At 39.7% G+C, this 26471-nt stretch carries 32 protein-coding genes; 31 read left to right on the top strand and 1 reads right to left on the bottom strand.

The window, feature by feature from the left end:
* Window positions 1-147 precede the first annotated feature (147 nt).
* The 29 genes from terS to FBF75_RS17455 all read left to right on the top strand — a co-directional run bounded on the left by terS (window position 148) and on the right by FBF75_RS17455 (window position 24159).
* The gene (terS, locus tag FBF75_RS17605; protein WP_136945011.1) at window positions 148-864 is read left to right on the top strand and encodes a phage terminase small subunit; all 717 of its coding nucleotides are present in this window, start codon (window positions 148-150) and stop codon (window positions 862-864) included.
* Window positions 851-2155 carry a PBSX family phage terminase large subunit gene (locus FBF75_RS17600; protein WP_136945010.1) on the top strand — a complete coding sequence of 435 codons (1305 nt, stop codon included), beginning with the start codon at window positions 851-853 and terminating at the stop codon, window positions 2153-2155. The genes terS and FBF75_RS17600 overlap by 14 nt, the downstream gene beginning before the upstream one ends.
* Window positions 2152-2427 carry a hypothetical protein gene (locus FBF75_RS17595; protein ID WP_136945009.1) on the top strand — a complete coding sequence of 92 codons (276 nt, stop codon included), beginning with the start codon at window positions 2152-2154 and terminating at the stop codon, window positions 2425-2427. Before FBF75_RS17600 ends, FBF75_RS17595 begins: the two co-directional genes overlap by 4 nt.
* Before the next feature lie 2 nt (window positions 2428-2429).
* A complete protein-coding gene (locus tag FBF75_RS17590) occupies window positions 2430-3884 on the top strand; it encodes a phage portal protein (RefSeq protein ID WP_136945008.1) in 1455 nt (484 codons plus the stop codon).
* Window positions 3865-4782, top strand: coding sequence for a phage minor head protein (locus FBF75_RS17585; protein WP_136945007.1), 918 nt, complete (start codon window positions 3865-3867; stop codon window positions 4780-4782). Before FBF75_RS17590 ends, FBF75_RS17585 begins: the two co-directional genes overlap by 20 nt.
* Before the next feature lie 2 nt (window positions 4783-4784).
* A complete protein-coding gene (locus tag FBF75_RS17580; protein ID WP_136945006.1) occupies window positions 4785-4973 on the top strand; it encodes a hypothetical protein in 189 nt (62 codons plus the stop codon).
* 140 nt (window positions 4974-5113) lie between these two features.
* Complete coding sequence (locus tag FBF75_RS17575) at window positions 5114-5779, top strand: phage scaffolding protein (protein WP_136945005.1); 666 nt, start codon at window positions 5114-5116, stop codon at window positions 5777-5779.
* A gap of 12 nt (window positions 5780-5791) precedes the next feature.
* Window positions 5792-6778 carry a coat protein gene (locus tag FBF75_RS17570; RefSeq protein WP_136945004.1) on the top strand — a complete coding sequence of 329 codons (987 nt, stop codon included), beginning with the start codon at window positions 5792-5794 and terminating at the stop codon, window positions 6776-6778.
* Window positions 6738-7040 carry a fibronectin type III domain-containing protein gene (locus FBF75_RS17565; RefSeq protein ID WP_080673871.1) on the top strand — a complete coding sequence of 101 codons (303 nt, stop codon included), beginning with the start codon at window positions 6738-6740 and terminating at the stop codon, window positions 7038-7040. The genes FBF75_RS17570 and FBF75_RS17565 overlap by 41 nt, the downstream gene beginning before the upstream one ends.
* A complete protein-coding gene (locus tag FBF75_RS17560; RefSeq protein WP_136945003.1) occupies window positions 7041-7235 on the top strand; it encodes a hypothetical protein in 195 nt (64 codons plus the stop codon).
* A gap of 4 nt (window positions 7236-7239) precedes the next feature.
* Entirely contained in the window at window positions 7240-7536 is a 297-nt protein-coding gene (locus FBF75_RS17555) for a phage head-tail connector protein (RefSeq protein ID WP_136945002.1), read from the top strand.
* Window positions 7530-7871: a phage head closure protein gene (locus tag FBF75_RS17550; RefSeq protein WP_136945001.1), complete on the top strand. Its 342-nt coding sequence runs from the start codon at window positions 7530-7532 to the stop codon at window positions 7869-7871. Before FBF75_RS17555 ends, FBF75_RS17550 begins: the two co-directional genes overlap by 7 nt.
* Window positions 7864-8283: an HK97-gp10 family putative phage morphogenesis protein gene (locus tag FBF75_RS17545; protein ID WP_046526966.1), complete on the top strand. Its 420-nt coding sequence runs from the start codon at window positions 7864-7866 to the stop codon at window positions 8281-8283. The genes FBF75_RS17550 and FBF75_RS17545 overlap by 8 nt, the downstream gene beginning before the upstream one ends.
* Window positions 8284-8298: 15 nt before the next feature.
* Entirely contained in the window at window positions 8299-8697 is a 399-nt protein-coding gene (locus FBF75_RS17540; RefSeq protein ID WP_136945000.1) for a DUF3168 domain-containing protein, read from the top strand.
* 13 nt (window positions 8698-8710) lie between these two features.
* Window positions 8711-9235, top strand: coding sequence for a phage major tail protein, TP901-1 family (locus tag FBF75_RS17535; protein WP_046526964.1), 525 nt, complete (start codon window positions 8711-8713; stop codon window positions 9233-9235).
* On the top strand, window positions 9222-9497 hold the full coding sequence (locus tag FBF75_RS17530) for a fibronectin type III domain-containing protein (RefSeq protein ID WP_346763441.1): 276 nt from the start codon (window positions 9222-9224) through the stop codon (window positions 9495-9497). The genes FBF75_RS17535 and FBF75_RS17530 overlap by 14 nt, the downstream gene beginning before the upstream one ends.
* Before the next feature lie 68 nt (window positions 9498-9565).
* Entirely contained in the window at window positions 9566-10075 is a 510-nt protein-coding gene (locus tag FBF75_RS17525; protein ID WP_136944999.1) for a tail assembly chaperone, read from the top strand.
* Window positions 10076-10092: 17 nt separating this feature from the next.
* A complete protein-coding gene (locus tag FBF75_RS17520) occupies window positions 10093-10401 on the top strand; it encodes a hypothetical protein (RefSeq protein ID WP_136944998.1) in 309 nt (102 codons plus the stop codon).
* Window positions 10402-10405: 4 nt separating this feature from the next.
* Complete coding sequence (locus tag FBF75_RS17515) at window positions 10406-15610, top strand: phage tail family protein (RefSeq protein ID WP_136944997.1); 5205 nt, start codon at window positions 10406-10408, stop codon at window positions 15608-15610.
* The gene (locus FBF75_RS17510) at window positions 15607-16374 is read left to right on the top strand and encodes a distal tail protein Dit (RefSeq protein ID WP_136944996.1); all 768 of its coding nucleotides are present in this window, start codon (window positions 15607-15609) and stop codon (window positions 16372-16374) included. The genes FBF75_RS17515 and FBF75_RS17510 overlap by 4 nt, the downstream gene beginning before the upstream one ends.
* A gap of 11 nt (window positions 16375-16385) precedes the next feature.
* Window positions 16386-20141 carry a prophage endopeptidase tail family protein gene (locus FBF75_RS19870; RefSeq protein ID WP_240692402.1) on the top strand — a complete coding sequence of 1252 codons (3756 nt, stop codon included), beginning with the start codon at window positions 16386-16388 and terminating at the stop codon, window positions 20139-20141.
* Between the two features lie 12 nt (window positions 20142-20153).
* On the top strand, window positions 20154-20567 hold the full coding sequence (locus FBF75_RS17495; protein WP_136944995.1) for a hypothetical protein: 414 nt from the start codon (window positions 20154-20156) through the stop codon (window positions 20565-20567).
* A 101-nt stretch (window positions 20568-20668) separates the two neighbouring features.
* Complete coding sequence (locus FBF75_RS17490; protein ID WP_136944994.1) at window positions 20669-20878, top strand: hypothetical protein; 210 nt, start codon at window positions 20669-20671, stop codon at window positions 20876-20878.
* A 62-nt stretch (window positions 20879-20940) separates the two neighbouring features.
* Window positions 20941-21219, top strand: coding sequence for a hemolysin XhlA family protein (locus FBF75_RS17485; protein WP_039167447.1), 279 nt, complete (start codon window positions 20941-20943; stop codon window positions 21217-21219).
* A 20-nt stretch (window positions 21220-21239) separates the two neighbouring features.
* Window positions 21240-21503 (top strand): phage holin, encoded by a 264-nt coding sequence (locus FBF75_RS17480; RefSeq protein WP_039167446.1) that lies wholly within the window; start codon window positions 21240-21242, stop codon window positions 21501-21503.
* A gap of 55 nt (window positions 21504-21558) precedes the next feature.
* The gene (locus tag FBF75_RS19865) at window positions 21559-22371 is read left to right on the top strand and encodes a peptidoglycan recognition protein family protein (protein WP_276606739.1); all 813 of its coding nucleotides are present in this window, start codon (window positions 21559-21561) and stop codon (window positions 22369-22371) included.
* 111 nt (window positions 22372-22482) lie between these two features.
* Window positions 22483-22626: a hypothetical protein gene (locus FBF75_RS19715; RefSeq protein WP_169476124.1), complete on the top strand. Its 144-nt coding sequence runs from the start codon at window positions 22483-22485 to the stop codon at window positions 22624-22626.
* Window positions 22627-22910: 284 nt separating this feature from the next.
* Window positions 22911-23138, top strand: coding sequence for a helix-turn-helix domain-containing protein (locus FBF75_RS17460; RefSeq protein ID WP_136944992.1), 228 nt, complete (start codon window positions 22911-22913; stop codon window positions 23136-23138).
* Between the two features lie 271 nt (window positions 23139-23409).
* Entirely contained in the window at window positions 23410-24159 is a 750-nt protein-coding gene (locus FBF75_RS17455; protein WP_169476122.1) for a DUF3800 domain-containing protein, read from the top strand.
* Window positions 24160-24342: 183 nt separating this feature from the next.
* On the opposite strand, the gene FBF75_RS17450 is transcribed toward FBF75_RS17455, so the two are convergent.
* Window positions 24343-24678: a YolD-like family protein gene (locus tag FBF75_RS17450; RefSeq protein ID WP_136944990.1), complete on the bottom strand. Its 336-nt coding sequence runs from the start codon at window positions 24676-24678 to the stop codon at window positions 24343-24345.
* A gap of 696 nt (window positions 24679-25374) precedes the next feature.
* On the opposite strand from FBF75_RS17450, the gene FBF75_RS17445 reads away from it, so the two are divergent.
* Together FBF75_RS17445 and FBF75_RS17440 are read left to right on the top strand one after the other, a co-directional pair.
* Entirely contained in the window at window positions 25375-25827 is a 453-nt protein-coding gene (locus FBF75_RS17445; protein WP_125590703.1) for a MarR family winged helix-turn-helix transcriptional regulator, read from the top strand.
* Between the two features lie 22 nt (window positions 25828-25849).
* Window positions 25850-26461: an FMN-binding negative transcriptional regulator gene (locus FBF75_RS17440; RefSeq protein ID WP_081114873.1), complete on the top strand. Its 612-nt coding sequence runs from the start codon at window positions 25850-25852 to the stop codon at window positions 26459-26461.
* Window positions 26462-26471 lie beyond the last annotated feature (10 nt).

The following is a 26471-nucleotide window of genomic DNA, read 5'->3' as shown; positions in this document are numbered from 1 at the left end:
GGGGTGCTTTTTTTGTTCCCTGTAAACTGCTTCCGGTGAAGAATCTCTATAAAAAGTATCGGCTTAAAGGTAGAGTGCGGCGGCAGTTTAGAGGAAATAAAAATCCCAAAACAACACGAATCAGAAGGAGGCGGCAGGTGAATGTAGATGGAATCCAAGCACATTCAGGCGGAGAAAGATTACGTCAAAGGCATGAAATACAAGGACCTTGCCGAGAAATACGGGGTGTCGATCAACACCATAAAATCATGGAAAAAGCGGCATGGTTGGGAAAGGAAAAAGGGTGCACCCAAAGAAAAAAGTGTGCACACAAAAAAAGGTGGGCAACCTGGGAACAAAAACGCTGTAGGGAATAGCGGTGGTGCTCCTGCAAGAAACCAAAATGCAAAGACACATGGCTTTTACTCAAAGCACATGCCAGCAGAAGCGTTTGAGATCATGCAGGACATTCAGGTGTTTTCACCTGTTGATCTGCTGTGGGAGCAAATACAGATTCAATTTACCGCTATTGTAAGAGCGCAGAAGATCATGTTTGTCGAGAATAAAGATGAAATGATCAAAGAGCTGAAAAAGAAAAAGTCAGTTGTTTCAGATTCAGCTGATATTGAAGAAGAAGAATACGAATTCCAGTTCGCTTGGGATCGTCATGCTACATTCCTAAACGCTCAATCTAGGGCAATGTCTGAGCTTAGGGGCTTAATAAAGCAGTTTGACAACATAGCCCATGAGACAGACGAAAGACGGCTTAAACTGGAGCAGATGCGCTTGAACATTGATAAAACAAAAGCCGAAGTCGAGAAAATGGAATTAGGTGACGTTGCACCAGTTTACATTGTTGATGATATAGGTGATGACGATGATTAAAGTATCGGAAGTGCTGGCACCGGCATTTCGTGAGTTTTGGAGATACAGAAGAGCAAAAGAGCATCTTCATTACGTTCTAAAGGGCGGCCGGGCTTCTGGTAAATCATTCAGCGTGAGTAATGGTGTGGTAACAGATATTATTGAATACCCTGTTTCCGCTCTCGTGCTGCGTAAAGTACAGAATACGCTTGTTAAATCAGTTTTCGCACAGATAAAGCAAGCAACAGTAACGCTGGGTGTCTCTCATCTATTCAAGTTTGTTCCTTCTAGGTTAGAGATCATATACAAGCCAAGAGGGAACAAGATTTACTTTGCTGGTGCTGATGATCCTGAAAAGCTCAAATCAATCAAAGACGCTGATTTTCCAATAGGTGTTATGTGGATTGAAGAGCTTGCAGAATTCAAATCCGACGAAGAAGTAAGTACCATTATGAACTCGGTTCTACGTGAAGAGCTAACACACAAAATAAAGCCTGATAACCCACGTAAACGAGCAGGGAAGTTTGATTATACGTTCTATTACACTTATAACCCGCCAAAGCGTAAGCAAAATTGGGTTAATAAGAAGTATGAAACGGCATTCCCTGCTGAGAACACGTATATTCATCATTCAACATACCTAGATAACCCTCATCTATCAAAAGCGTTTATCAATGAGGCTGAGACAACTAAAGCCAAAAATGAAAAGAAATATAGATGGGAATATCTTGGGGAAGCAATCGGAACTGGCGTTGTTCCATTTGATAACCTTCATATCAAGAAAGGCAGCATAACTGATGATATGGTCCGCTCCTTCGACAATATACGACAAGGCGTTGACTTTGGTTATGGTCCAGATCCGCTTGCTTTCGTCAGGTGGCATTATGATAAGAAGCGAAGCAAAATATATGCACTTGATGAATTATATGATCACAAAGTTTCTAACAGAGAACTAGCGAAGTGGATTAAATCAAAAGGCTATGAAAGCAACGAGATCACAGCCGATAGTGCTGAACCAAAAAGCATTGACGAGCTGAAAAAGGAACACGGCATTAGAAGGGTTTCAGGAGCAAAAAAGGGGCCTGATTCGGTTCAATATGGTGAGGAATGGCTTGGTGATTTAGATGAAATAGTCATTGATCCATTGATAACACCAAATCTAGCCCGTGAATTTGAGAACATTGATTATCAAACAGATAAAGACGGCAACCCGAAACCACGCCTTGAGGATAAAGAAAATCACTCTATTGATGCGACTAGATACGCGTTTGAGCGCGATATGCAACAATCGGGGGTGAGGATATTAACGTGAAAAAGATCAGCTTTGAAACTGAAAAACCAAATGATTGGCGCAAAAAGAATCGTGTGCAGCTTAATGAAGATCAGAAAAACATAGTGGAATCATTAGAAAAAATGCTTGCTGATGCAAAAAGCGGAAAGATAAACAAGATGATTGCTGTTTCTGAGGTTGAACAAGATCAGTACGTTTTGGTTTATCGAGGAGCAACCTATCAAGAGGCGTTAAACATGACACATACGCTCATGGATCACATGTTTGAACAATGGTATAGAGAGGAGGAATGACCATGTACCCAACATCGCCAACACATACAGAAGAGCTGCTTAAAATCATCGAGGATAGCGCAGAAACATCCGACAATATGCCTGATACAACCATCCTTCAAAAGATGATTGATAAGCACGCTGTAGAGCGGGATCAGATGATCGAAGGTGTCGCTTATTATCTTAACCAAGCGGACATTAAGAAACGCAAACGCTATTACTATGAGCACGGCATAAAAAAGGTTGATACGGAGAAACCAAACAATCGAATCTCTCACAACTGGCATAAGCTGCTGGTACAACAGAAGGTCCAATACCTTTTAGGGAAACCCATCACCTTTAACGCAGAAGAAGATAGGTTCCTTGAAGTTGTGAACGACTTTATAGATGAAGATTTTGATGATTGTATGCAGGAGCTTCTTAAAAACGCCAGTAATAAGGGTAAAGAGTGGCTTCATCCGTTTGTTGATGAAGAAGGTAACTTTGATTATCTTCGCATTCCAGCAGAGGAAGTCATACCGGTTTACGATTCAACCAAAAAACGAAGTCTGCTTTATGCTATCCGTTACTACGATGTTAAAAACATTGATGATGAGATCACCCGCAAAGTGGAATTGTACACAGATGAACAGATTTTCTACTATGTAGAGCATAACGGGTCTTTGATTCAAGACTTTGATTATAAAAACAACCCTGAAAGCCATTTCTACGACAAACGAGGGAAGGGGTATGGCTGGGGTAAGGTTCCAATGATCGAGTTTAAGAACAATGAAGAGGGTGTCAGTGACCTTATCTTCTATAAAGACTTGATTGATCAATATAATAACAACATTTCAAATAACGCTAACACGTTTGATGAGATGCAAGACTTGATCTACGTTTTGAAAAACTTCGCAGGGCAAGATTTAAGTGAATTTACAACGAATCTACGTCATTATAAAGCTGTGGAAGTGTCAGGGGATGGCGGTTTAGAAATGAAGAGCGCTGAAATCCCGATGGACAGCGCAAATTCACATCTGGACCGATTAGAAGAGAATATATACCGCTTCGGACAGGGTGTAAACAACAATCCTGACAAAGTGGGAAATTCACCGACCAACGTTGCAATTAAAAACCTATATTCATTGCTTGATCTAAAGGCGAATGAAGCAGAGCGGAAGTTCCGGCCAGCTTTAAGCGCCTTTTTTTGGTTCTTCACTGAATATCTAAAAATGACAGGTCAAGGCGAATACGATCCCACGCTTTTACAGATGACTTTTAACCGCTCTCGAATGACAAACGAGCTTGAGCAGGTTCAAATGTCGAATCAGAGCACAGATTTAAGCCGTGAAACACGAATTGCAAATCATCCGTGGGTAGATGATGTAGAAGCAGAATTAAAACGTATTGAGGCAGAGGAAGTAGAATACAGAAACAGCATGCCGCCGTTAACTGAGATTGAAACGGGCGGTGATGAAGATGAACCAGAACGAGATTGATAAACTGCTCGATGACATGATCACAGAGGATGCCAAGAAAATTGATGCTGTCTTTGCTAAGAGATTGAAAGAAATCAATCAACAAATCGCGGCCCTTTATGCGAAATACAGTATAGATGGCAAGTTGTCTATGGCTGATCTAAACAAATACAACCGCTTCAAAAAAGAAATGGAGCGGATGACAGAGGAATCAAGCAAAGCATTCAAAACTGTGATCATCATTGTCGAAGCATTAGCCGCCAAGCAGTTTCTTGAGAATTACATGCGATCCGCTTATCTCTACGAGATAGAAGCAGCGGTGAAGATGGGTTATACGTTGCCGACAACGGCAATGATTCAACAAGCTATTCTAAACCCGATAGCTGAATTGACTCTTTCAGCTTTATATAAGCGTCACCGTGATGATTATGTCCGGCAGATTCAAATTTCCATTGCTCAAGGCATTCAAGCGGGTGAGGATTATAGCAAAATAGCCAAGCGAATTGAGAGAAGCACAGAATTCGCAAGAAAAAAAGCCCGTGACGTAGCGAGAACGGAAGTTCATAGGGTACAAGTCTCGGCGAGGATGAAAAGCGCTGAACAGGCTTCTAAGCATGCAAACTTAGAAAAGGTATGGAATTCTACCCTTGACCTAAAAACAAGGGCGGGGCATAGAAAGCTAGATGGGAAGACTGCTAAAAATGGTTTGTTCGTTTCTATTTACGGCGGTGTCGGCCCCGCTCCTGGTCACATGAATAATGCCAAAGATGATATAAACTGCCGCTGCACTGTCTCGTTCAAAGTGAATGGCAAAATGCCAGACACGAGAAGAGCGAGAAAAGGCGGTTCGGGAGCAGGTGAGGTCATTCCATACCAAACCTATGAAGAGTGGTACAAAACAATTAAAAAGGGGAAATAATGATGGAAAATATCAAACATGCAGTATTACATCTAAAAAGTGGCGAGAAAGTGGTTTTAAGCGAGCATGTGAGTAAACAAATTTTGGTTGCCATGAAAAAAGACGCTCTTTCAGCTGAAGAAGGTTACATCAACGATTGTAATTGCAGTTTCCCTATCAGAGAAATACAAAAAATAGAATGGATTAGGTAGTCATTATGAAATTGTTTTCCTTTTGTCCTGAGCATGACATAAAAAGGCTCTTTTGCTCATTCTAAAGGCTTGGAGCCAAACTAAGCGTAAATCCTGTGCGTGAGGTGGACACGCAAAAAAACATCAAAGGAGAGGTTGAAATGAGTTTAAAAGAATTACTCGGTGACGATCTGTATGCTCAAGTAGTCGAAAAAGCTGGAGATCAAAAAATTGATATTGTTAGTAACGGTCAATGGTTCCCGAAAGAGCGGTTTGACGCAGTGAACAATGAAAAGAAGGAATTGAAAAGCCAGCTTGACGAGCGGGATCAGCAGTTAACCGCTTTACAGAAGCAAGCAAAGGGAAATGAAGAGCTTCAAAACGCAATTGAGCAGCTGCAAGAAGAAAATAAAAAGGTGTCTGAGGAATATCAGCAAAAGCTGGAGAAACAAGCCTTTGACTTTGCTCTCGAAAGTGCTTTACGTGATGCAAAGGCGAAAAACATCAAAGCTGTAAAAGCCAATTTAAACGTAGATGGGCTTAAATTATCTGATGATAAGGTCATTGGTCTTGATGAGCAATTAACCGCTCTAAAAGAGAGTGACAGTTATTTGTTCAACACAGATAATGACAGTTCACCGGGTTTAGCGGGAAGACAGCCACATGGAACAGGAAATTCAGCGGCTAATTTGCCAACAGCTAAAAATCCATTCAGTCAGGACCATTTAAACCTAACTGAGCAAGGGAACATTTTAAGAAGTGATCCAGAACAAGCTAAAAAATTAATCATCCAAGCAGGCGGGAATCCTGCAATCTATGGATTATAAAGGAGAATTTAAATGGCAGTAACTAGAGTTCAGGATGTTATCATCCCAGAAATTTTTAACCAGTACACAATGAATAACACTGTTGAACAAACAGCAGTATATCGAAGTGGAATTATTCAGCCAGTACCTAACTTAGAAGTTCCAAGCGGTGGAGATACAGTCAATATGCCTTTCTGGAATGACCTTGAAGGAGATCCAGAGGCGATTCAATCAAACTTCGCATTGACACCAGAAAAAATCAATTCAGGTAAAGACGTTGCCCGTGTATTTCTGTATGGAAAGGCTTGGAGTGCAGAAGATTTAGCGGGTGAACTTGCTGGTTCTGACCCAATGAAAGCAATTGGGGATCGTGTTAATAATTATTGGGAAAGACAAATGCAGCGAATGATTTTTCTTATGCTGAATGGTGTCTTTAGTAGCAACATTACTAATAATGATGGGGATCTTGTTTTAGATATTTCGAGCGGTGACGAGAAAAAGTATACAACTTACTTATTTGCTGGTGGTGCGGTTGGTTATGCTCCAGGAGTGCCTAAAGTACCGACCGAAACAGATCGAAATTCACTTAAAGGTGAAGATATTCTGATCAATCGCAAGAAATTCATTATGCATCCTCGTGGTTTCAAGTGGACAGAAGCAGAAGTTGCTGGCGAAATGCCTACCTTCAAAGAATTGGCAAGCGCTAGAAACTATGAACGTGTTTATGACAAAAAGAAAGTCCGAATTGTGAAGATTATTTCCAATGAAGGACCAAACGCAGCAGCTAAATCAAAATTAAGCGGTGAAGTGATTCTTGATGCAGCTCAATTACTTGGGGATGCTAAAGGGAAATTCACTTCAATTGCAATGCATTCGGTAACGCATACAAATTTACAGAAACAAAACTTGATTGAGTTCATTCCTAATAATAGAGCTGATGTAGGTTTTGGAACATACCTTCAAAAATCTATTATTGTTGATGATTCACTTCCAGTGGAAGAGCCTATTCCTACGCCCTAATGCGCCCCAAAACCTACGGTTTACAAGCACAAGTAAATCTGTGACTGTCAATTGGGATGCCGTAGCTGGGGCGGATTCATACAATGTTTATCGGGGAGCAGACAAGCGTTTTGATAAGAATGTAACCAAGCCTGAATACAGCACTGACGGTCTAACGCCTGATACTAAGTTAACAATCAATGTCACTTCTGTTAATGAGAGCGGCGAATCTGCAATGTCAGAAATCGCAACTAAAACAGAAGCAGAAGGAGGCACCGAGTAAATGGGAGCAACAACCTTTTGGCTCTTAGAACAAGAATTGAAAAGGCGAGCTGACATGAAAAAGAGTGCTACTCAAGAGGAACTTTTTTATGATGAAATGACTGTTGAGCAGCTAAAGCAGGAAGCTAAAGATAAAGGTATTGCTGGTTATTACAACATGAAGCGTGAAACACTGCTTGAAAAATTGAAAGGGTGATCCAATGGACATCCAACAGATTAAAAGAATGATAGGAATGACCACAGATAAGCACGATGATTACTTGTCTGAGGTTGTTCCTATTTTTGTTGAATATGCTTCTGATTTTTGTAAGAACAAATTTGATGCAGATGACCTTCCGGCGGGTGTAAAACTCTTTATTGCGAAAGCCGCTGAGTACAATTTAAAACCAGCAGGTTTGGCAAGTCGAAGCATGGGTGATGTGTCGTACTCTTATGACACTGATTTTCCTGAAACGGTCACTAAGTACCTGTACCCGTATAGGAGGGCTTATTGGTGAGTTATGAATTTGAAGAGTTCCCACATGAAATCACGTTTCAAAAGCTTGGAAAAGTGCCGGACGGTGGCGGCGGCTACACTGAAAAGCATGTGAACTATCTTACAATACCCGCACGAGTGACAAGTGTTACATCAAGAGAGTTTTATCAAGCTCAACAGCTGCAAAACCCAGTTGATCACAATGTCTATTTCGAGTACAGAGAAGACATTGAAAAGACCATGAGAATTAAACACAAAAATAAAATACTCACGTTGAAATCAGATCCTATTGATCAAGGTGGAGAAAATGAGATCATGTGTCTCAAATGCCAAGTGTCAGAGGTGCTAAATGGCTGAGGTAAGCGGCAAATGGGCAAAGCAAATGGCGAAAACGGTTGAGAAATTCGAGCGCAAAGTCATAGATCGAGCAAAACAAATTGTCACAGAAACAGCAGAACTGATTTACAGTCATGCTGTCATTAATGCGCCAACAGCCATGATTGATGGTGGGAACCTTAAGAACTCTATTGAGGTCGAATATCGTGATGAAGGATTGAAAGCCATAATCACCGTTGGTGCCGATTACGCCATATACGTTGAGTATGGAACCGGTATTTATGCAGAGGAAGGCGGCGGCCGTCAAACACCGTGGGTCTATTATGATGAAAAGCTAGGCCGATGGGTGATGACTAGAGGTATGAGGGCGCAACCATTCTTTAATCCTGCTGTAGAAGAGGGAATGAGGCATTTTGCCCGTGAAACGCAATAGAAAGGAGCTGCTGAAATGCGCTCATCATTGTGGCCGTTACAGGCTGCTATATTTGAAAGGCTATCTATGGATAAGCGGTTAAACGAACGTGTCACAGGCGTTTTTGATGCGGTTTCCAAAGATACTAAAAAGCCTTATGTCTCAATGGGTGATGACGATGTGTCCTTATTTGAGACAAAAACATCTGCTGGCGAGGTTGTAAACGTGGTTTTACACTGCTGGTCAGATTACAAAGGAAAAAAGGAAGCGCAGCAGGTCATAGACCTCATGTTGCAAGCATTGACCAAAAGGCCCCTAGAAATAGAGGGCTTTTCTTTATGCCGTTCTGAGCTGCGAGGGATGCAGGTCATCACAGACATAGACGGATATACAAAACACGGTATCTTGCGAATGAGATACACGATAAACAATTGAGAGGGTGTTTTTAGTGGTAAACCTATTGAATGGTAAGGATGAAGTTTTCATTGTTCAACCAATTAGCGCAACGGATCAAAAAGGATTATTTATTGCTTTTCAGACTGAGGGTTCTCACACGAAAGAGCAAGATTCACTTGACGAAAGCACAAAATCAGGTCGTATCGTTGGATATGGAACAAAAAGTGAAAGTTTTGAGTTATCTTTTTATGCTGCGGACGATGATCCAGGTCAAAAAGCCATTGAAGCTGCTTTTGACAAAGAGGAAGCAGTACAGGTATGGAAAGTAAATCTTAACTTAAACGCAAATGGAAAACATGATGCTGAATATGGTCATGCGATCATTGAAAGCCTTGAGAAAAGCGCACCGCAGGATGGTTTTATCGAGGTTTCAACAACTCTTCCTGTTCTCGGCAAGACGTTTAAAGACGAATTAGAGCCGCTAGATCCAGAATTAATTGCTCAAATTCGATCTGCTGCTGGTGCTGACAGCTTCAAGCAGTTTGGTGAACTTAATAAGAAAGTTGAGACACCCTAAGCAGCCCCAAAATCTATCGTTTACAGCTACGTCTGACAGTATTTCAGTAAAGTGGGATGCGGTAGAAGGGGCGACTTCATATAACGTATACAGAGGTGCAGACAAGCGTCTTGATAAAAACGTCACTAACACAAGTTATGTCGCAACAGGGATGAATCCTGATACGAAACTGACCATTAATGTGACAGCAGTGAATGAAGCTGGCGAGTCTCCAATGAGTGAAATCGTTACACAGACAGAACCGGCTTCCACAGGAGAATAACACTTGAAGGGCCTCTATTATCTGGAGGCTCTTTTCTATTACAAAAAACAAATCGGGGGTTTTTATAAATGGCTACTTTAACAATTGGAAGTAAGGAATATACAGCAAGATGTGACTTTGCATTTGACCGTACAGCAAACGAAAAATACACAACGAAAGAGGAAGACAAAGCTGGCGGTACGCTTAACATTTACATGGGTTTGCTAAACGAAGATGCTTTAATGCTTTCAGCTTTTTGGGATTGCGCTTTATCTCACCTTAAAGGCAGTAAACCGTCTTCAGAACAAATTGAAGATGCAATTATGAAAATCATTGACGAAGACACTAAAGGTGATGCTACTGACCGTTTGATTAACGAAGCATTCCAGACGCTTGAGAATGCGGGTTTTTTCAAAGGCAAGATCCGTCAGCAATGGACCATGATGGAGAAAATGGGGGCACCGAAGAAAGCGGCACCGAACGAAACGCCAGAAATGGCAGCGAAACGGATCGAGGAACAGGAACAAGCGAAAGAGTACATGGAAATGCTCAAGCAAGCCCGCAAAGAGCGGATGGGATCGACTACCTCAAAGTCATAGAAGATGCAGCTCGTTGGATGGGTGTCTATGACAACGATCTCATCATGTCATGGACTCCAAACGAGTATAAACGCAAGCTCAAGGCGGCCAAGCTGCGTGAAATTGATGAAATAGAGCGAATGACAATTAACGCAATGTTTCATCGGTATGCGAATAACGCCAAAAAAGTTAAACCGTCACAAATGTTTGATGCACAAAAAGCTAGGACAGAGCTTGAGCGTGATGTCACTGGAAACGGCTTCAAAAATCAAGTGGATGCCAAAAAGCTAAACGATCTCAACATTGGATTAAGGAACATACTTAGAAATTCTAAAGAAAAGGGGTGAGGATTTGATCGAAAAATTAACGGCGGTTGTCGAGGCGCAAACACGTAAATTCAAAAAGCAAATGGACAAAGTAAACGATATGATGCGCCGTATGCGTGATCATCACACTGTTGAAGTAGATGCTGAAATCGCTGATTTTCAAAGGCGTGTTAGGGAAGCTGAACAGCAAATGGACAGTTTCTTGCGCCGTCATGAACGCAACCGAGTTGACCTAGACGCTGATGCAGATCCTTTAACAAGGGCGGTTCGTATTGCCCGTCAAAAATTGCGTGAGATTCCGCAACGAATTAATACTTATTTTACGGGAGATAACAATCCATTAACTAGTTCAATAGCTCGTGCTAAAGCAGGGCTAAGGTCAATCGCTCAACGAGTGACAACCGTCATAGCTGGAAATCCTACTCCTTTAGGACGAGCTGTAATTGTCGCACGTACGGCATTATCTTCTATATCTCAAAGAGTAACTTCAATCATTGAAGCTAATGCCAGCCCGCTAGTTTCAACGGTTGCCGTTGCTCGTACCGCTCTTTCTTCAATAGCGCAGAGAGTGACGACAATGATTGCAGGAAACGCAAGTAACTTAAATTCATCTGTTGCCGCTGCTCGTGCTGCATTAGCAAGCATACCGAACAGGGTTACAACAATTATAAATGCAAGTTCAGCGGCTTTGATTCGTTCTGTGGCGATTGCAAGAGCAGCATTAGCGAGTCTTCCTAATACTGTTGTTATTAAAATAAAAGATGTATGGAAGGGTTTCGAGGAACGGCTAGATAAATTTGAGAATGCCATGAACAGGCTTTCAAAAATAACAAACTCCATATCAAATGTTATGGGGAATGCTTTGCGTGGTGGTTTGCTTGCTCTATTACCTGCTTTAGCTCCTACTTTATCTGGTGCTGTGGGAGTAATTGGGGCACTTGGTCCAATGATTGGATCGGCTACGAGTGGATTAATGGGGCTTGTCAGTGCTTTTTCTACTGCCGGTACTGGCGCTGTGGCTTTTGGTGCATTGGCTGTTACGTCCATTGGTAGTGTTATCAAAACTGGTCAAGATTTAGACAAGCTACAAGCCAAGCTAGATGATGCCACCAATGCGAAAGAGCGAGCCAAAATCATGGAAAAAATCAAAGTTTTGCAAGAGTCGCTAGGGAAAGAAGAGAAGAAAGCCCTTGCTACTTTAGAAGACTTTAAAGATAACTGGCAAGACATTGCGAAGATCACACAAAAACCCATCTTGAAATCGTTCACGAACTCTCTCACAACGTTTAAAACGGTTCTGAATAGTCTTAGACCTATGTTTGTTAACGTTGCAAATGGAGCGGTTACATTAACGAAAAACCTTGATAATGCTTTCAAAGCAAAAGACATGCAAAATTTCATCAAATGGATGAACAACAATGCAGGTAAAGCTTTTGTGACCTTCGGGAACATTGCCGGAAATGTTATGAGAACAGTCATGAACCTTATTGTGGCTTTTGGTCCACTAGGAAATGATATGGCTGCAAGCATGGAAAAAGCAACTGCTTCTTGGGCTAAATGGGCGGCAGGTTTAAGCTCATCACAACGGTTCCAAGATTTTATTTCGTATACCCGTGAAAACGGCCCGAAAATCTTAAAAGTTATCACAAACTTTTCAGGTGCATTACGCCGTTTATTCGCTGCGTTTGGTCCAATGTCTTCCGACATGCTCACTTCTTTAGTTGATATGACAGCCAGATTCAGAGAATGGGCGGGAAGTGTTCAACACACAGAAGGTTTCAAAAACTTCATCGCCTACATTGAAAAAACAGGACCAACAGTGTGGAGTACGCTTGGTCAAATTTCTCGGACAATAATAAATCTACTGATCGGCATGGCTCCACTCGGAAAAACAATTTTAGAAACTGTAAACAGCTTCTTGAAATTTTCTAATGCTGCAATGGAAGCAAATCCAGCAATTGGACAATTTATCGCAGCTGGTTTATCTCTTATTGGTGTCGTTAGAGCGATTGTTCCGGCAATGGTAGCTGTCAGTTCATTAACTAACGGATTTAAAGATTTTAAAGCAGCGGCATTGTATATAAGAAGCTTTAAAGAAACAGCAGCCGGAGTTAAATTAATTAGTTTAGTGGGCCAGTTGAAATTAGGGATCATATGGATTTCTAAATTTATAGCAAAGTATGCAGTTATGACGGCTCAAGCTATAGCAAACAGCGCTAAAATGGCAGTTTCTTGGACAGCAATGAAAATTTCGGCGTTTGTCACTGCTCTGAAGAACGGAATCGTTCAAATGTCTCTATGGATAAGAAACATGGCTGTTATGGCTGCTCAGTCAATTGTTCAAGCGACGAGAACAGCAACGGCATGGACGATCATGAACATAAATTCATTTATCATGATGTTGCAAAACGGCATTAGACAAATGATTCTATGGGTCACCCAAATGGCGTTAATGGCTACACAATCCATTGCGAATGCAACAAGAATGGCAGCAGCGTGGACAGCAACGAAGATGAGTTCATTCATTCTCATGTTACAAAATGGGATAAAACAAATGGCTTTATTCATTGCACGAATGGCTGTTATGGCCGCTCAAGCGATGGCGAATGCTGTTAGAATGGCAGCGGCTTGGGTTGTTGCGATGGGTCCTATTGGCTGGATAACAGCCGCAGTAATAGGAATTGTGGCTTTAATCATCGCCAATTGGGATAAAGTCAAAGCGTTTACTCTAAAAGTATGGGGTGCTGTTTCAAACTTCTTAAAAGGATTATGGGAAGGAATAAAGAAAGTCGCTTCCGCAGTCTGGACGGGTATTGTAAATTTCTTTAAAACAACATTTGCAGCTCACCAAAAAATTGTGAAAACAGTTTGGGGAACTATTAAAGGCTTTATAACCGGTGTTTGGAATGCCATCAAAAAGGTTGCATCCAATATATGGAACGGTATTAAATCTTTCTTTGTCAATTCATTGAATACACACAAGAAAATATTCACAACTGTTTGGAATGCAATAAAATCCGTTGTTTCGGGCGTTTGGAATGGTATTAAAAATGTGGCTAAATCAATCTGGAATGGAATTAAATCATTTTTCAGCAGCGTTTTAGCCGGCATTAAAAACTTCTTTGTGAACAACTGGAACAACATAAAAAAACTTACATCATCAGTTTTTAATGGAATAAAAAGTTTTATTTCTAGTGTCTGGAATGGTATTAAAAACACAGTCAAAAGTCTAGTTAGCGGCATTTTCAACACTGTTAAATCTATTTTTAACAACATGAAAACCGCTATTGGCAATACAATGCGAGCTGTTAAAACAACCATTAGTAACATCTGGAATGGGGTTGTGCGGTTCTTCAAAGGAATAAATCTGTTTAGCATTGGTAAAAACATCATAGCTGGTCTTGTTCGTGGTATTGGTGGAATGGCATCTAGTCTTTATAATAAAGCATCAAGCATCGTCAACAATGTCAAAAACACCTTCACCAAACTATTTAAAATCCATTCTCCTTCACGTTGGATGCGGGATGAGATCGGATATAACTTGGGTGCTGGTATGGCTGTTGGTTTGGATAAATCAACTAATACAGTTGTTTCTTCTGCCAAAAAGACAACACAAGCAGCGCAGAGAGCTTCGCAGGCTGAAATGAAGAAAGCGCAAAAGCAAGCGGCAGCATTGAAGAAAAAACAAGCTGCTGCGGCACGCAAGGCGAATGCGAGAAGAAAAACAGGCGTTGATAACAAGATTAGAGCTGTGGAAACCAAGTTTGACACAGGTAAGATCAGCTCAAAGACATATATCAAGCAATTAAATGCAATCAAGAAACACAACAAGTTAACATCTACTCAAAATGCGAAGATCCAGCGTGAAATATACAATGCACAGAAGAAAACACAGGCTCAACAGAAGAAGAAGGCACTTGAGGCACAGCGCAAAAAGGCAAAAGCGCAGTTGGCGTATCAAAAGAAAGTCTCTCAAAAGATCGCTAATGCAGAATTGAAGTATGACACCAAGAAAATAAGTGGTCAGACATACATTAAGCAGCTTGAGAAGATTAAAAAGAAGGAAAAACTGACAGCTGACCAGCGTAATAAAATTCAGCGGGAAATCTATGCAACGCAGAATAATCTAACTAGAGAAGCACTAAAAAAGAAAGAGAACGAGAAGAAAGCGGCTGAAAAACTGAATAAAGGTATTCTTTCAGCAAACAATTCTTATCTATCTAAGTTCAAAAGCATTAACGACAAGCTAACCAGCGACATCAAGAAGGCTAATGAAGAATATAAAAATGCTCTTAAAGATCGTACTGATTCCATTTACAATGCTATGGGATTATTTGATAGTGTTACCACAGAGAAAGTAAGTGGGTCAAAGCTTCTGGATAATCTTCAAGCGCAAATTGATAAAATGAAAGGTTTCCAGTCTGACCTATCAAAACTAACAGGCAGCGCACCAAAAGAATTCGTTGATGAATTAAGACAAATGGGCGTGGGATCAGCTGATCAAATAAAAGCTATTGCTTCCATGTCTGCTCCAGAGCTAGATAAATATATCTCTCTATGGAAACAAAAACACAGCATGGCAAGCGAACAAGCGACAAAAGAACTTGCGGATCTTAAAAATGCAACAACTAAAAAGATCACTGAATTGAGAAATGCGGCTAACTCAGAACTAAACAAACTGAAAAATGAATACATGAATAAGATCAGTGAATTGACTGTAAATGTTAAGCAGCTGGGATCACTTAAAAAGAGCGGGAAAGCTATTGGATCTAACACGATGGCTGGCATTATTTCAGGAATGAAAAACATGAAAGGCGAGCTTGCGAAGGAAGCCAATAGCATCGCATCTACAATTGAAAAAACGATCAAAAAGAAGCTGAAAATTCATTCGCCTTCACGTTTAATGCGTGATCAAGTGGGTGTCATGGTGCCAGCTGGTATTGCTGTGGGGATTCAGCAAGGTGTAGGTACTGTGAGTAAAGCAATGAATGCCGTAACAGATGCAATGTACATCAAACAAGAAGATTTAAACATCGCTTACGATGCTTCTATTACAAACAGTAAAATAGGAGCGGTTAAACATGAGTTAAGCGCAGAACTGCAAAACATTGAACTGCCCGAGCAAGTGATTGTTATTGAAATGGACAGCAAAAAGGTTGGTCAAGGTGTTGCGAAGCCAGTTGAAAACGAGCAGAAGAGAGCGAACGCAAGGAGGACGAGGATCACATGATAAATTATCAACAACTTGTCCCCAATGAATGGAAGATCACTTTTAACGGTATCGACATATCACAATATTTTTACCTTAAAGAGGCACCCAGCGGCAGGGGTGTTGTAGGTCGAGAAGTGAATATTGAAACGAAAGGGAACCGCCGAGGCGGTTTTCTTCGTCGTACACGAGTTCCAACAAGAGTTATTACCTTAGAGGTTCTATTTGCATTTAGTAGTGAAAGTGAATTAAAGAAAAAACAAGAGGAATTGAACTTTATTCTGCATACAGATGAAGAAAAGCCGCTTGTATTTTTCGATGAGCCCGACAGGGTATACAATGCTATATTTGAGAGTTCGACAGAGGGGGAAACAAAGGGAGGTTTACAACGTGCTACACTAACTTTTCTTTGTACTGATCCAATTAAATACGGAGCAACGGCACTTTATGAATTTAATAGCGGCTTGAGGACATTTACGAATCCGAGCTTAGCAACAGTTGAACCGCAAATAGAATGCGTATTTACGGCAGCTGCTACTTCATATGAAGTGTCTCTTCTAAATTCAGATAATAGCGTGAAAAAAACTATTAAAATTGTTTATAATTTCATCGCTGGTGACACGCTTGTAATTGACATTGCTAAACGAAAAATCATGAACAACGGAAAAGCAATTATGAATGGCCTGCAAATCCAATCTGAGTTTTTCGATTTTCCTGCTCAAAAGCCAGTCAAGTTAAGATTTAGCCATAAAAGTAGTATCAAATTCAATGAAGCTTATCTATAAGGGGGTCCGTCATGGCTGAGATATTTATTTTATCGCCAGAAGATGAACTTTTGGCTGTTCTGTCCAGTGACGGACAGGACTCATGTAATTTTTGGGATGCTAAATACAAAGAAGAACTCAACTTGGGTTCTTCTTTTTCTTTTATTGCGGATGCTTCCCATCCTGACGCACGTTATTTGTTTGAAGAGAATCAAGTCGTGTTCCGAGATAAGGACGGCGAATTACGTGCATTTGTTATAAAAGAGCTTGATGATACAGATGATGGTGCCGAGATTAACACTCTCGTAACATGTGAAGCCGCAATGATGGAATTGGCTGAAACAATCATTAAAGAGAAGCGGCCAAAAGATAAAACGGCGCAGTATGTTCTTGATCAAGTGTTTGAAAGAACCCGGTGGACCGCAGAAGTGACCGCCGAACTAGGTCTAAACTCGACATCATTTTATAAAATGAATGCTCTTGAATGTTTAAGCGATGTTTTAAACAAATGGGGCGGAGAGTTTAAAGACGTGGTGGAGTTTGATGGGAATACCATCACCAAACGCACAATCAAGGTCCTGCCGCGCAGAGGTAAAGACAGCGGCAAACGGTTTGAAATTGATAAAGACACTGAAAGTATAAGACGTACTGTGATCAGCTATCCGAAGACTGCTTTATATGGTTATGGCGCATCATTGGAAACAACTGACGATGACGGAGAAGAAACAGGGGGATATTCCCGTTTTATCGACTTCGCAGATGTTGAGTGGAAAAAATCAAATGGTGATCCAGTAGACAAACCAAAGGGGCAAGAGTGGGTAGGTGATCCTGCTCTATTACAAAAATACGGCCGCTTGAAAAATGGGGAATTAATTCATAGAGAAGATATTTTCAGCGATGAAGATATTGAAGATCCCGAAGAATTGTTGAAAGCAACTTACAACCATTTAATCACTGTCGCTTCAAAAACAGAAGTCAACTATGAATTATCGGTTAAGCTTCTTGAAGGCGTTGAGGGGTATGAGCATGAGCATGTTGATCTTGGAGATACAACCATTGCTATTGACCGTAATTTCGCAATTCCGATCGAAACTTCACAGCGAATTATAGTAATGGAATATGACATCACAGATCCTGAAAATACGTGTGTCGTTGAGATCGGGCAGTTCTTGTCAGCCTTACAGGGTGATGACCGAGTAAAGCAGTTGCAAAAGATCATTGATAGTAATCGTGGCACATGGGAGAGAAAGCCGGAAGCGGGCAACGTGACAGATGGTAGTTTCCCAAACACGAAGCCGCCACGTCCAGCTAATATCAAAGTAGAAGGTCTTTACAAGACGATTTCACTTACATGGGATTATGACCCTAGATCCTTTATAGCTGCGTATGAAGTGTACGCATCACAAAATAAGGGGTTTACACCTACAGCCGCACAGCTTATTTTCCGAGGCAAAACAGGCGGCTGGCATCATCAAGACGGTGTAGAAGCTGATCAGGTATGGTATTACCGATTGAGAACCATAAATACACATGGAACGGCTAGTGATTGGTCAGAAGAATATGAAGCAAAGACAGTGAGAATCCTCACCGATGATATTATGTTCGGTGCTGTCACAGCGGATAAATTGGCATCGCTCTCGGTCACTGCTGAAAAGCTATATACAGACATTGAGAATTCAAACATACTACCGGGTTCTCTCCTGCGATCAAGCGATTTAACAGCGGTGAATAATGGCTTTCTTTTCTTCAAGGAAAACGAAAGGTCTAATGTCGTTTCTGTGATGAGAAATTCGACTTATAATGCTATAGGAATTACAACAAACAAAAGAAAAACGTTGAGATTAGAAAACGGAAAACAATATATTTTGTCTTTCGAAGCCAAAAGAGGTTTAATGGATAACTTCAATTATGTTTATGTAAGAAGAATTACCAATTCTAATAGTACGGAAAGTGTTCTGATTCCATCGCCATACACGGACATAACCAATTATCCAGAAGAAGAATTTGTGAGATATGATATTCCTTTCGAATTTACTGGCAAAACAAATTCTGACTATTACATCTTAATAGCTGGTTTAGGTGGAAAGGTACCTGCCCTAACAGTAAATGGGGTTCAACGTGGCGGGGGAGTAAGAGACATACAGTTTTTAAAAAATATGAACTTCGCCGCATCGTACAACCCGGGGGAAATTCAAGTTATCTTCGGTGAAAATGCTTCTTTTACAACGCCAGACGGAACTATTTACAAATTTCCAAAGGGAAGCACCGAAATTAGCACAAATTTAGAAGGTATAGGAGCAAATTCTACTGAAACCAATGCCTTTTTAATGTTTACAGGATCAGATAATTCAAGGTTTACAAGCGGTGTCACGGTACAAACATATGATTTCAGAGTAGTGAGATATAACGGCTCACAATGGCAATACAACAATAATTCAACTTGGGTCAATTTTACGCCAAACTCACAAGATACCATTATAGGTAGTGTTGCGAGATCATCAACAACTGTGGAAGGTATTGAAACTTTAGATGTGACATCTGTTTCGTTCGATATACGCAATGTACAGTTAAGGTCAGGCAGTGAAATAAAAGAATGGTCACCAAGCCCCTATGATGTGATGCTTACCGAAAAGTCAATTACATCATTGCATATTAATGAAGCAGCTATAAACTCAGCGCACATTTCTAATGCAGCGATTGGATCAGCTGCAATTGCAAATGCCGCAATCCAAAAAGCACATTTAGGCACAGCGATAATTGACACGGCGCACATCACAGATGGCGCCATCACAAATGCCAAAATAGCCAATCTATCTGCTGACAAAATCACAGCTGGCACAATTAAAGGGATTACGATTGAGGGTTCGATCATCAAAGGGGCTAGAATCGAGCCAATTTCTCAAAATTCCAGATATAAATCTTATATAACTGCTAATGAGATATATCAAGAATATTTTGACGGAACGACAAACGTATTAACTATAAAAGAAGGAGTTTTTAAACAATCATTTAGAGATGACAATAAAGAAGTGGTTGGAGGAACAACAATTGATAAAGGCTTTATAACCCTTGAAGGTGGTTCAGGATTATCAGTGGCAGGTAAAGATACATATAGATTCTACCTGTTTTCTGATTTCATAGATGGTTCAGGTTTTAAAATGACGGAATACAACGGATCGACTGAGAGAGAACTTTTCTCTATGGTAGCAGATACCATTGACCTTACTATCACATCAAATGAAGAAACTATTATCAATTCTGTAGGAACAAATTATTATATTAAAGGTAACGGACAATATAATGAAGGCTCATGGACTGTCAGCAAAGATGGTAACTTTGCAGTTGATGTAGATAACGGGTATTTTTATGTATTCGCAAAAAAAGGATTTATTATAAATACATTAGATGGTTTGGGAGACTTGAACGCTCATACCATTCATATGTATAGCGGAAACGAAACTAAAACCTTGTTGAGAGCTGCTGGTGTATGGATGGAAGATAACATGAATCGACTTCAAACAAATTGTCAAATTATTTTTCAATCAATCCCCATAAGAGTGTCTAGTAATATCGGGAGCCATGATTTTACTGTATGGTCGGGCCGGAATATTGAAAATATGTTTCATGTCTTTTTGCAGGTTGAAGGAGCTTATTCAAATGCCATTGTTGCAGGCTTTGAAAATAAAACAACTTCGGGATTTAGAATATATCTTAGAAATGTTGGTAATTCTAATGCGGATAATAGGACATACACCGTTAATATTATGATGATTACAGAAGCAAAGTGAGGGAGAATTACTGTGATTGAAATTAGAGATGAAGAGAGAAGTAATCCATTTTTTCGTTCACTGAAAGCAAAGGAAACAGATCAAGGAATTGAATTGAGCGCTTGCACTATTCATCACATGTATGAGGGGGAATTAGTTACAGGAGAGCTTCCAGCAGCTTTGATAAAGCTTGATGCGGATGAAGAAAGAAAATATCCAGTGCTGTATGACCTTTATATAACGATGGATCAAGAAAAGAAACATACTTATCATTTGGACAAAAGTTACATGTCACCTGATCAAATGCCGTGTTATGCCGGTTCTGACTATCTCGTTTTAACTCTATTAAGTATCAAAATAGGCGTTGAAGGTGAAAGAGATGGATATATAAATGCTTTTACAGAAAGGGTGATTGAAGATGAAGGAACTGATACCCAACGTAATTAGAGGTGCCGCTCCTACAAAATCACTGGAAGAAAGATTGAAAGAAGCCGAAAAAACACTTCAAGAGATTAAAGAAGAAATAAAGATACAGGAGGAGATAACACATGAGTAATGAAATGACAAAAGAACAGCTGCAAACAGAGCTGAGGGCAACACAGTTAAAAGTGATCAGTCTAAGCGAGCTGCTCAATGAAGCAAACAATAAATTTGCAGAAGTGAGGGCGACATATACGATGTTGTCAGATGAACATAAGAAGCTTAAAGAAGCTTTATTAAATCGACAAGAGAATGACACAAACGCAAACGCTGAATAGGCGTTTTTATTTTGCCTTCTTTAAGGAGGTGAGGAACTTGAAATAGGAATGGGGGCTTACTGATGTCAGAGGTGACGGAGGTCAACAACTTGAACATCATACAAAAGGACATGGTAGATTTAAAGTCTAGTCAGAAGGCTTTGGAACAGCGTGTTAACACTCTTGAGAGAAATTATGATAAGCATGATCAACAAATTCAAAGTTTAAACAATCAGCTTAACAAGATTGAAGAAAATACAACATGGATTAAAAGAACAATCACAGGGGCGATGATAACAGCTGTTATTAGTGGAGTGATTGGCGGTGTGATTGCCGTTGCGTTTACATTCTTACAAAAATAAATGAAATGGGGAAATGAATTATGAAAAACATCGACAAAGGCACTGTGATCCGCACGGTGCTTCTTTTAATTGCATTGATCAATCAAATTTTAGTGATGTTCGGTAAAACGCCTTTACCATTGGATGAAGAGTCTGTAAACAATTTAGCGAACGTTTTATATGTTGCTTTCTCGACACTCTTTACAACGGTTATGACCCTTATCACATGGTTCAAAAACAACTATGTGACACCTAGAGGACAGAAGCAGAAAGAAGTTCTAAAACAAAAAGGATTAACAAAATAGAAGCTGCCTTCGGGTAGCTTTTTTAAATTCCATTAAACGAATGGGGAGAACGCAAATGAATTTTAGACAATTAAGCAAGCTTGTTGATCTTCGAGGAAAAACAAAGAGTAAGGGGAGTTACGCAAATGTTGGTGTCAATGCTAAGACCGACATCGCAGTACATCATAGCTTAACAACATCGGGGAACAGTGCAACTTTTGCAAACTATCATGTAGGCACTAATGGTTGGCCGGGTATAGCTTATCATTTTGTCATTCTCAAAGACGGTACAATTGAATGGAATCATGATCTAGGAATCAAATCCTATCATGTAGGCAATTCAAACCGCTTTGCGATTGGCATTTGTCTTGTGGGGGATTTTAGAACCGAAAAGCCGACAGCAGCACAGGAAACGAGTTTTCGAGCTTTAGTAACGGCATTGAAGAAAGATATGCCGAATTACAAAAGAACAAGAGGGCACAATGAGTTTCCGGGCTATTCTTGGAAAGCGTGTCCTGTCTTTGATTATAAAGCGGTTTTAGCTGGCACAGTAAAGCAAACAACAAAAGCTAAACCTGTTAAATCATCCCCATCAAAAAGCACGATCAAGCCTAAAACAAGCACGTCCAAGAAGTCATTTAACTTACCATCTGGAATCCTTAAAGTGACCAAGCCTTTGACAAAGGGCGCTGGTGTAAAAGCCGTACAGGAAGCACTAGCCGCTCTTTTATTCTATCCTGAAAAGGGAGCAAAAAACAACGGGATTGATGGCTACTATGGTCCAAAAACAGCGGATGCAGTCAAGCGATTTCAATTAATGAACGGCCTAACGGCGGACGGCATATACGGACCGAAGACAAAAGCAGTTTTAGAGAAACTCTTGAAGTAATATTTTTAAATAATCTTCTTCCCCTCTTCAAAAAGGGGATTTTTTTAAACATACCTGTTTACTATTGTAAACAGGTATGTTATAATTAAAGTATAGAAAGGAGGTGCTAAAGTGGACGAGGTTAGAAACTGGATTCTTGCTACCGCAGGTATCGTGACCATCGTAAAACATATCTACGATATATGGACGAAGGAAAACGAAAAGCGTAGCAAGAAAAAGAAAAAGCGCTCCCGCCGGACAAGCAAGAAGCGCTAAATACACTAGAGAAAAGGGGAGAAATCCCCTTACTCTCTATATAGTATACTGCAAAAGCGTGTTACAGTATACCGTAAAAGCCCACGTCCACGATGATATGAAAAAATACTTTAGACACTATAGCACAGCAGATTTTGCCGTGATGATGATTTTAATTGCTGGTATTGTTGTAATTGATTCCACAAATCAGAGTATGTCTGGAAAAATTGCGAATACTGTATTACTGGCAGCCGTTGTAATCACCTTGTTAAAAGGATTAATAATGATGTGGAGAGAAAAGCGACATGAACGAAAGTGAAAAAATTAAGTTTATTCAAAAAGAAGTTTTAACGACAGCAGAAGTCGGGGAGATACTCGGAGTAACACGCCAGCGCTTAAGCGCACTTGTGAGTTCAGGAAAGCTCAAACCAGTCAAAAAGGTTGGAACAGTTGCTTTGTTTTTGTTACAACATGTACAGGCTCTTGAAAAAGAATTAAAAGAAGGGCGGAAGAAATACCGCCCTTACGAATAATTTTGTTCAGCAACCTTTATAATCCTCTATATACTTTTTTGGGTTAAATCATGATATGTTTAGTATGTATTTTGATTACTAGCGAAAAGAGGGAGTTTATTTGGAAGAATCAAAAGTAAAAAGAACTGGTAAGCCAAAAAAGGAAGCAACTATATAGTTGCTTCCTTTTTTATGTTATTTTGTTAAAAATAATTTCGAAAGTCAAAAATATGTTGTATAATAAAAAATTAAGAATATTTGACATTAGATTACAGGTTCGGAGGTTAAGGTAGTGTCTCAATACAAAAATGAAATAGATAGATTAAAATCATTAGGTGTGTTGGACGCACCTGAGAATACAGAGTGGATAGCATACATAGACGAATCAGGATGTGCCGGTATAAATTTTGATAAGGGTTCAAGTAAGTATTTAGCATATGGAATTGTTCTAATAAAAAAGAGCTATCGTTCACAAGCAAGACATATAATTAATGATGCTAGAAAAGCCTTTAATCTTCCTTTTAAAAAGGTAAAAGAGTTTAAATTCCAAAAAAGTAAGCCGAAACAAAGAGAATTTATATTGAATAAATTAGTAGAGGATCAGAATATTAAGATTGGTTATCTTCTTTATAGAAAGCACTTAATACTAGACAATACACAACTTTATAAAGATATGGATGCAAGGTACAATTTTCCATTGAAGTTAATTTTACAAGCAATTAATAAAGAATTGGGGAATCAAAGAAACTTAGAAATTGTAATTGATGGAAGAGATATTGTTAGAAACCGAGCAGTAGAGGAATATATGAAGTCAAGACGTTTTACAGCAGCAGACAGTATGTATTTTACAGCCTTAACCTTTGGTGATTCAACTAGTGAGCGAATGTTGCAATTATCTGATTTTGTCGCAGGAGCCGTCTTCCAAAAATACGAAAATAAGAAAAAAGAGTATTGTGAAATTATCTCGAAATCATGTTTTATGAAACATAATTTTCCATTTGGGAAACAAAAAAACTTTTCTCAAAATAAATTAATACGTTGACAAAAAAATGCATATGTTGTATAGTGAGGTTACGGTCAGCTGGGTAGCCACTCGGTATCTAAGATGCCCCGCCAATATGGCAGAGTGTCCAGGGCCTTAACCTTTGAATTCTAGAACTCCCCAAAAGGGGAGTTCTTTCTTTATTCACAACAACTTGGCCGCCCAGAAGGACGGCCTTTTTATTTAAAGTATTTTTACATTAAGTATATCTGCAAATTTTATTAAATTTGTATCAGAACGGCTATCTTTTACATGAAACAGTTTCTTTATGTGGTCCACGTATACAACTCGCCCCGAAATTTCTCTGGAAAACCCATTATCGAATAACTCAAAATTGAGGGGCATGTCCTCACTCATTGCGGTTGCAATGGTGTATTCAAATTCTTCTAATTGCTCAGGACTTAGAATCGGCTGTTCAATTTTCTTTTTTGAAAGATGCAGTTGTCTTAATGCCTCATTATGTTCTGGCAAGATGAATTTCATCTGCCATCTATTCTGATCTTTTCTTTCATCCCACACAGTATCACCTCAATAGAGATTATAACCGAATGTTTGTTTGGTGTCTAAATGTGGTGTATAATTAGAGTATACGGTTTAACCTGCGGAAACAGGTATAAAAAAATTCGTATATTTCAATGATTTTTCTTCTTATATTGCTCACACTCGGCCGTCCTTGTGGATGGCTTTTTTGGTCACATATTTGGTCACAAGAAATGAAATTGAATGTGAATATTGATAAAAATACAAAATAACTGATCAATTGAAATTCCGAGATAAAAGACGAAATGAATAAGAACGAATGTTCTTGTTCATGTACGGTACATGGGTGGCATGATGTAACACCCTTCGAAAACCCCTTGAAATATAGGGGTTTTTGTTTTGTCTATTTTTTGGTTAAGAGCGTTAAATGAATTGAAACTTTCACCGCTTTACATCCGTTAACTAAAGAGACAGTGATTTTTTTGGTTTTATCTAACATAAAGAGATGAGATGATTTTAAAAGAAAAGCGGTGATCATATGGGCTTTACGACTTGGGTGGCGATTATTGTTGCACTGGCTGTCGTGTTTGGATTGTTTGGATCGAAGAGGCGTGATAAATAAGAGGTTAAACCCACTTCCAGAGAGGAAGTGGGCTTTTTATTGCATATACAATATTCATGAGCTATACTAATTTTTAAAATTTATGTAAATACAATAAAAAAGAGGCGTGATAAATGAGAGAAATTTTGCGGGAGATCGGCGTGATTGCTCGCGCGCTTGATTCCATTAGTAATATTGAATTTAAAGAGTATGATTTAACGAAGGGGCAGTATTTGTATCTTGTGCGTATTTGTGAGGAGCCTGGCATCATTCAGGAAAAACTAGCGGAAATGATTAAGGTGGATCGAACTACGGCTGCTCGGGCTATTCAAAAATTAGAGCTGCATGAATTTATTGAGAAGAAACATGACTCAGCGAATAAAAAAATCAAGAAATTGTTTCCAACTGAGAAAGGGAAAGCCGTCTATCCAATTATCAAACGAGAACATGATCATTCAAATCGGGTAGCGCTGGATGGGTTTTCTGAAGAGGAAGCGGAACAGATTTATGAGTATCTTCTAAGGGTGCGAAAGAATATCGAAAAAGATTGGGAAGATGTGAAAAAAGGCAAAAAGAGAAGCTACTAATTAAATAAGGGGGGAAGGGAACATGCATATACCATCATTTTTTCAAGTGAAAGATATGGAGAAAATCAAATCATTTATTCAATCTCATTCATTTGCTACAGTTGTGACGACAACGAATGAAAAGCCCATTGCGACACATATTCCAGTGAGTTTTCATCAAATTGGCGATTCGTATGTGATCTCAGGGCATATGGCAATTGGAAATCCTCAGTGGAAAACGTTTGAAGAAAATGAGAAGGTGCTCGTCATTTTTCAAGGGCCGCATGCCTACATATCCTCTTCATGGTATGAGAAAGAAGCCGTACCGACGTGGAATTATCAAGCTGTACATGTATATGGAAAGGCTGCACTGCTCGAAAAATCAGAACTGGTCAAGGAATTAACAGCGATGCTGGAGACATATGAAAGTCATAGAGATCAGCCAGTGTTATGGGATACGTTGTCTGAGGAACTGTTAGAGAAACAAATGAAAGGGATTGTGGGCTTCAAAATCATCATTGATGAAGTTCAAGCTGCTTTTAAGTTAAGCCAAAATCGCCATGAAAGAGATTATGCTCGCATTATTGAACAGCTGGAAGCAGAGGGTGAAGTGGAAATGGCGGCTGCGATGAAAAAGAGAGAAGAGAATATATGAAAAGAGCACT

This window comes from Bacillus sp. S2(2019), from assembly GCF_005144805.1.
Taxonomy (GTDB): domain Bacteria; phylum Bacillota; class Bacilli; order Bacillales; family Bacillaceae; genus Bacillus; species Bacillus altitudinis.
This window is presented reverse-complemented; position numbering and strand designations above follow the sequence as displayed.

Excerpts from the sequence above, each read along its gene's own strand:
- FBF75_RS17440 (WP_081114873.1), top strand. The coding sequence starts at position 25,850 with ATGCATATACCATCATTTTTTCAAGTGAAAGATATGGAGAAAATCAAA.
- FBF75_RS17520 (WP_136944998.1), top strand. The coding sequence starts at position 10,093 with ATGGGTGTCTATGACAACGATCTCATCATGTCATGGACTCCAAACGAG.
- FBF75_RS17490 (WP_136944994.1), top strand. The coding sequence starts at position 20,669 with ATGAGTAATGAAATGACAAAAGAACAGCTGCAAACAGAGCTGAGGGCA.
- FBF75_RS17460 (WP_136944992.1), top strand. The coding sequence starts at position 22,911 with ATGAACGAAAGTGAAAAAATTAAGTTTATTCAAAAAGAAGTTTTAACG.
- FBF75_RS17560 (WP_136945003.1), top strand. The coding sequence starts at position 7,041 with ATGGGAGCAACAACCTTTTGGCTCTTAGAACAAGAATTGAAAAGGCGA.
- FBF75_RS17570 (WP_136945004.1), top strand. The coding sequence starts at position 5,792 with ATGGCAGTAACTAGAGTTCAGGATGTTATCATCCCAGAAATTTTTAAC.
- FBF75_RS17580 (WP_136945006.1), top strand. The coding sequence starts at position 4,785 with ATGGAAAATATCAAACATGCAGTATTACATCTAAAAAGTGGCGAGAAA.
- FBF75_RS17540 (WP_136945000.1), top strand. The coding sequence starts at position 8,299 with ATGCGCTCATCATTGTGGCCGTTACAGGCTGCTATATTTGAAAGGCTA.
- FBF75_RS17480 (WP_039167446.1), top strand. The coding sequence starts at position 21,240 with ATGAAAAACATCGACAAAGGCACTGTGATCCGCACGGTGCTTCTTTTA.
- FBF75_RS17525 (WP_136944999.1), top strand. The coding sequence starts at position 9,566 with ATGGCTACTTTAACAATTGGAAGTAAGGAATATACAGCAAGATGTGAC.
- FBF75_RS17565 (WP_080673871.1), top strand. The coding sequence starts at position 6,738 with ATGATTCACTTCCAGTGGAAGAGCCTATTCCTACGCCCTAATGCGCCC.
- terS (WP_136945011.1), top strand. The coding sequence starts at position 148 with ATGGAATCCAAGCACATTCAGGCGGAGAAAGATTACGTCAAAGGCATG.
- FBF75_RS19865 (WP_276606739.1), top strand. The coding sequence starts at position 21,559 with ATGAATTTTAGACAATTAAGCAAGCTTGTTGATCTTCGAGGAAAAACA.
- FBF75_RS17590 (WP_136945008.1), top strand. The coding sequence starts at position 2,430 with ATGTACCCAACATCGCCAACACATACAGAAGAGCTGCTTAAAATCATC.
- FBF75_RS17575 (WP_136945005.1), top strand. The coding sequence starts at position 5,114 with ATGAGTTTAAAAGAATTACTCGGTGACGATCTGTATGCTCAAGTAGTC.
- FBF75_RS17445 (WP_125590703.1), top strand. The coding sequence starts at position 25,375 with ATGAGAGAAATTTTGCGGGAGATCGGCGTGATTGCTCGCGCGCTTGAT.
- FBF75_RS17555 (WP_136945002.1), top strand. The coding sequence starts at position 7,240 with ATGGACATCCAACAGATTAAAAGAATGATAGGAATGACCACAGATAAG.
- FBF75_RS17485 (WP_039167447.1), top strand. The coding sequence starts at position 20,941 with ATGTCAGAGGTGACGGAGGTCAACAACTTGAACATCATACAAAAGGAC.
- FBF75_RS17585 (WP_136945007.1), top strand. The coding sequence starts at position 3,865 with ATGAACCAGAACGAGATTGATAAACTGCTCGATGACATGATCACAGAG.
- FBF75_RS17600 (WP_136945010.1), top strand. The coding sequence starts at position 851 with ATGACGATGATTAAAGTATCGGAAGTGCTGGCACCGGCATTTCGTGAG.
- FBF75_RS17510 (WP_136944996.1), top strand. The coding sequence starts at position 15,607 with ATGATAAATTATCAACAACTTGTCCCCAATGAATGGAAGATCACTTTT.
- FBF75_RS17545 (WP_046526966.1), top strand. The coding sequence starts at position 7,864 with ATGGCTGAGGTAAGCGGCAAATGGGCAAAGCAAATGGCGAAAACGGTT.
- FBF75_RS19870 (WP_240692402.1), top strand. The coding sequence starts at position 16,386 with ATGGCTGAGATATTTATTTTATCGCCAGAAGATGAACTTTTGGCTGTT.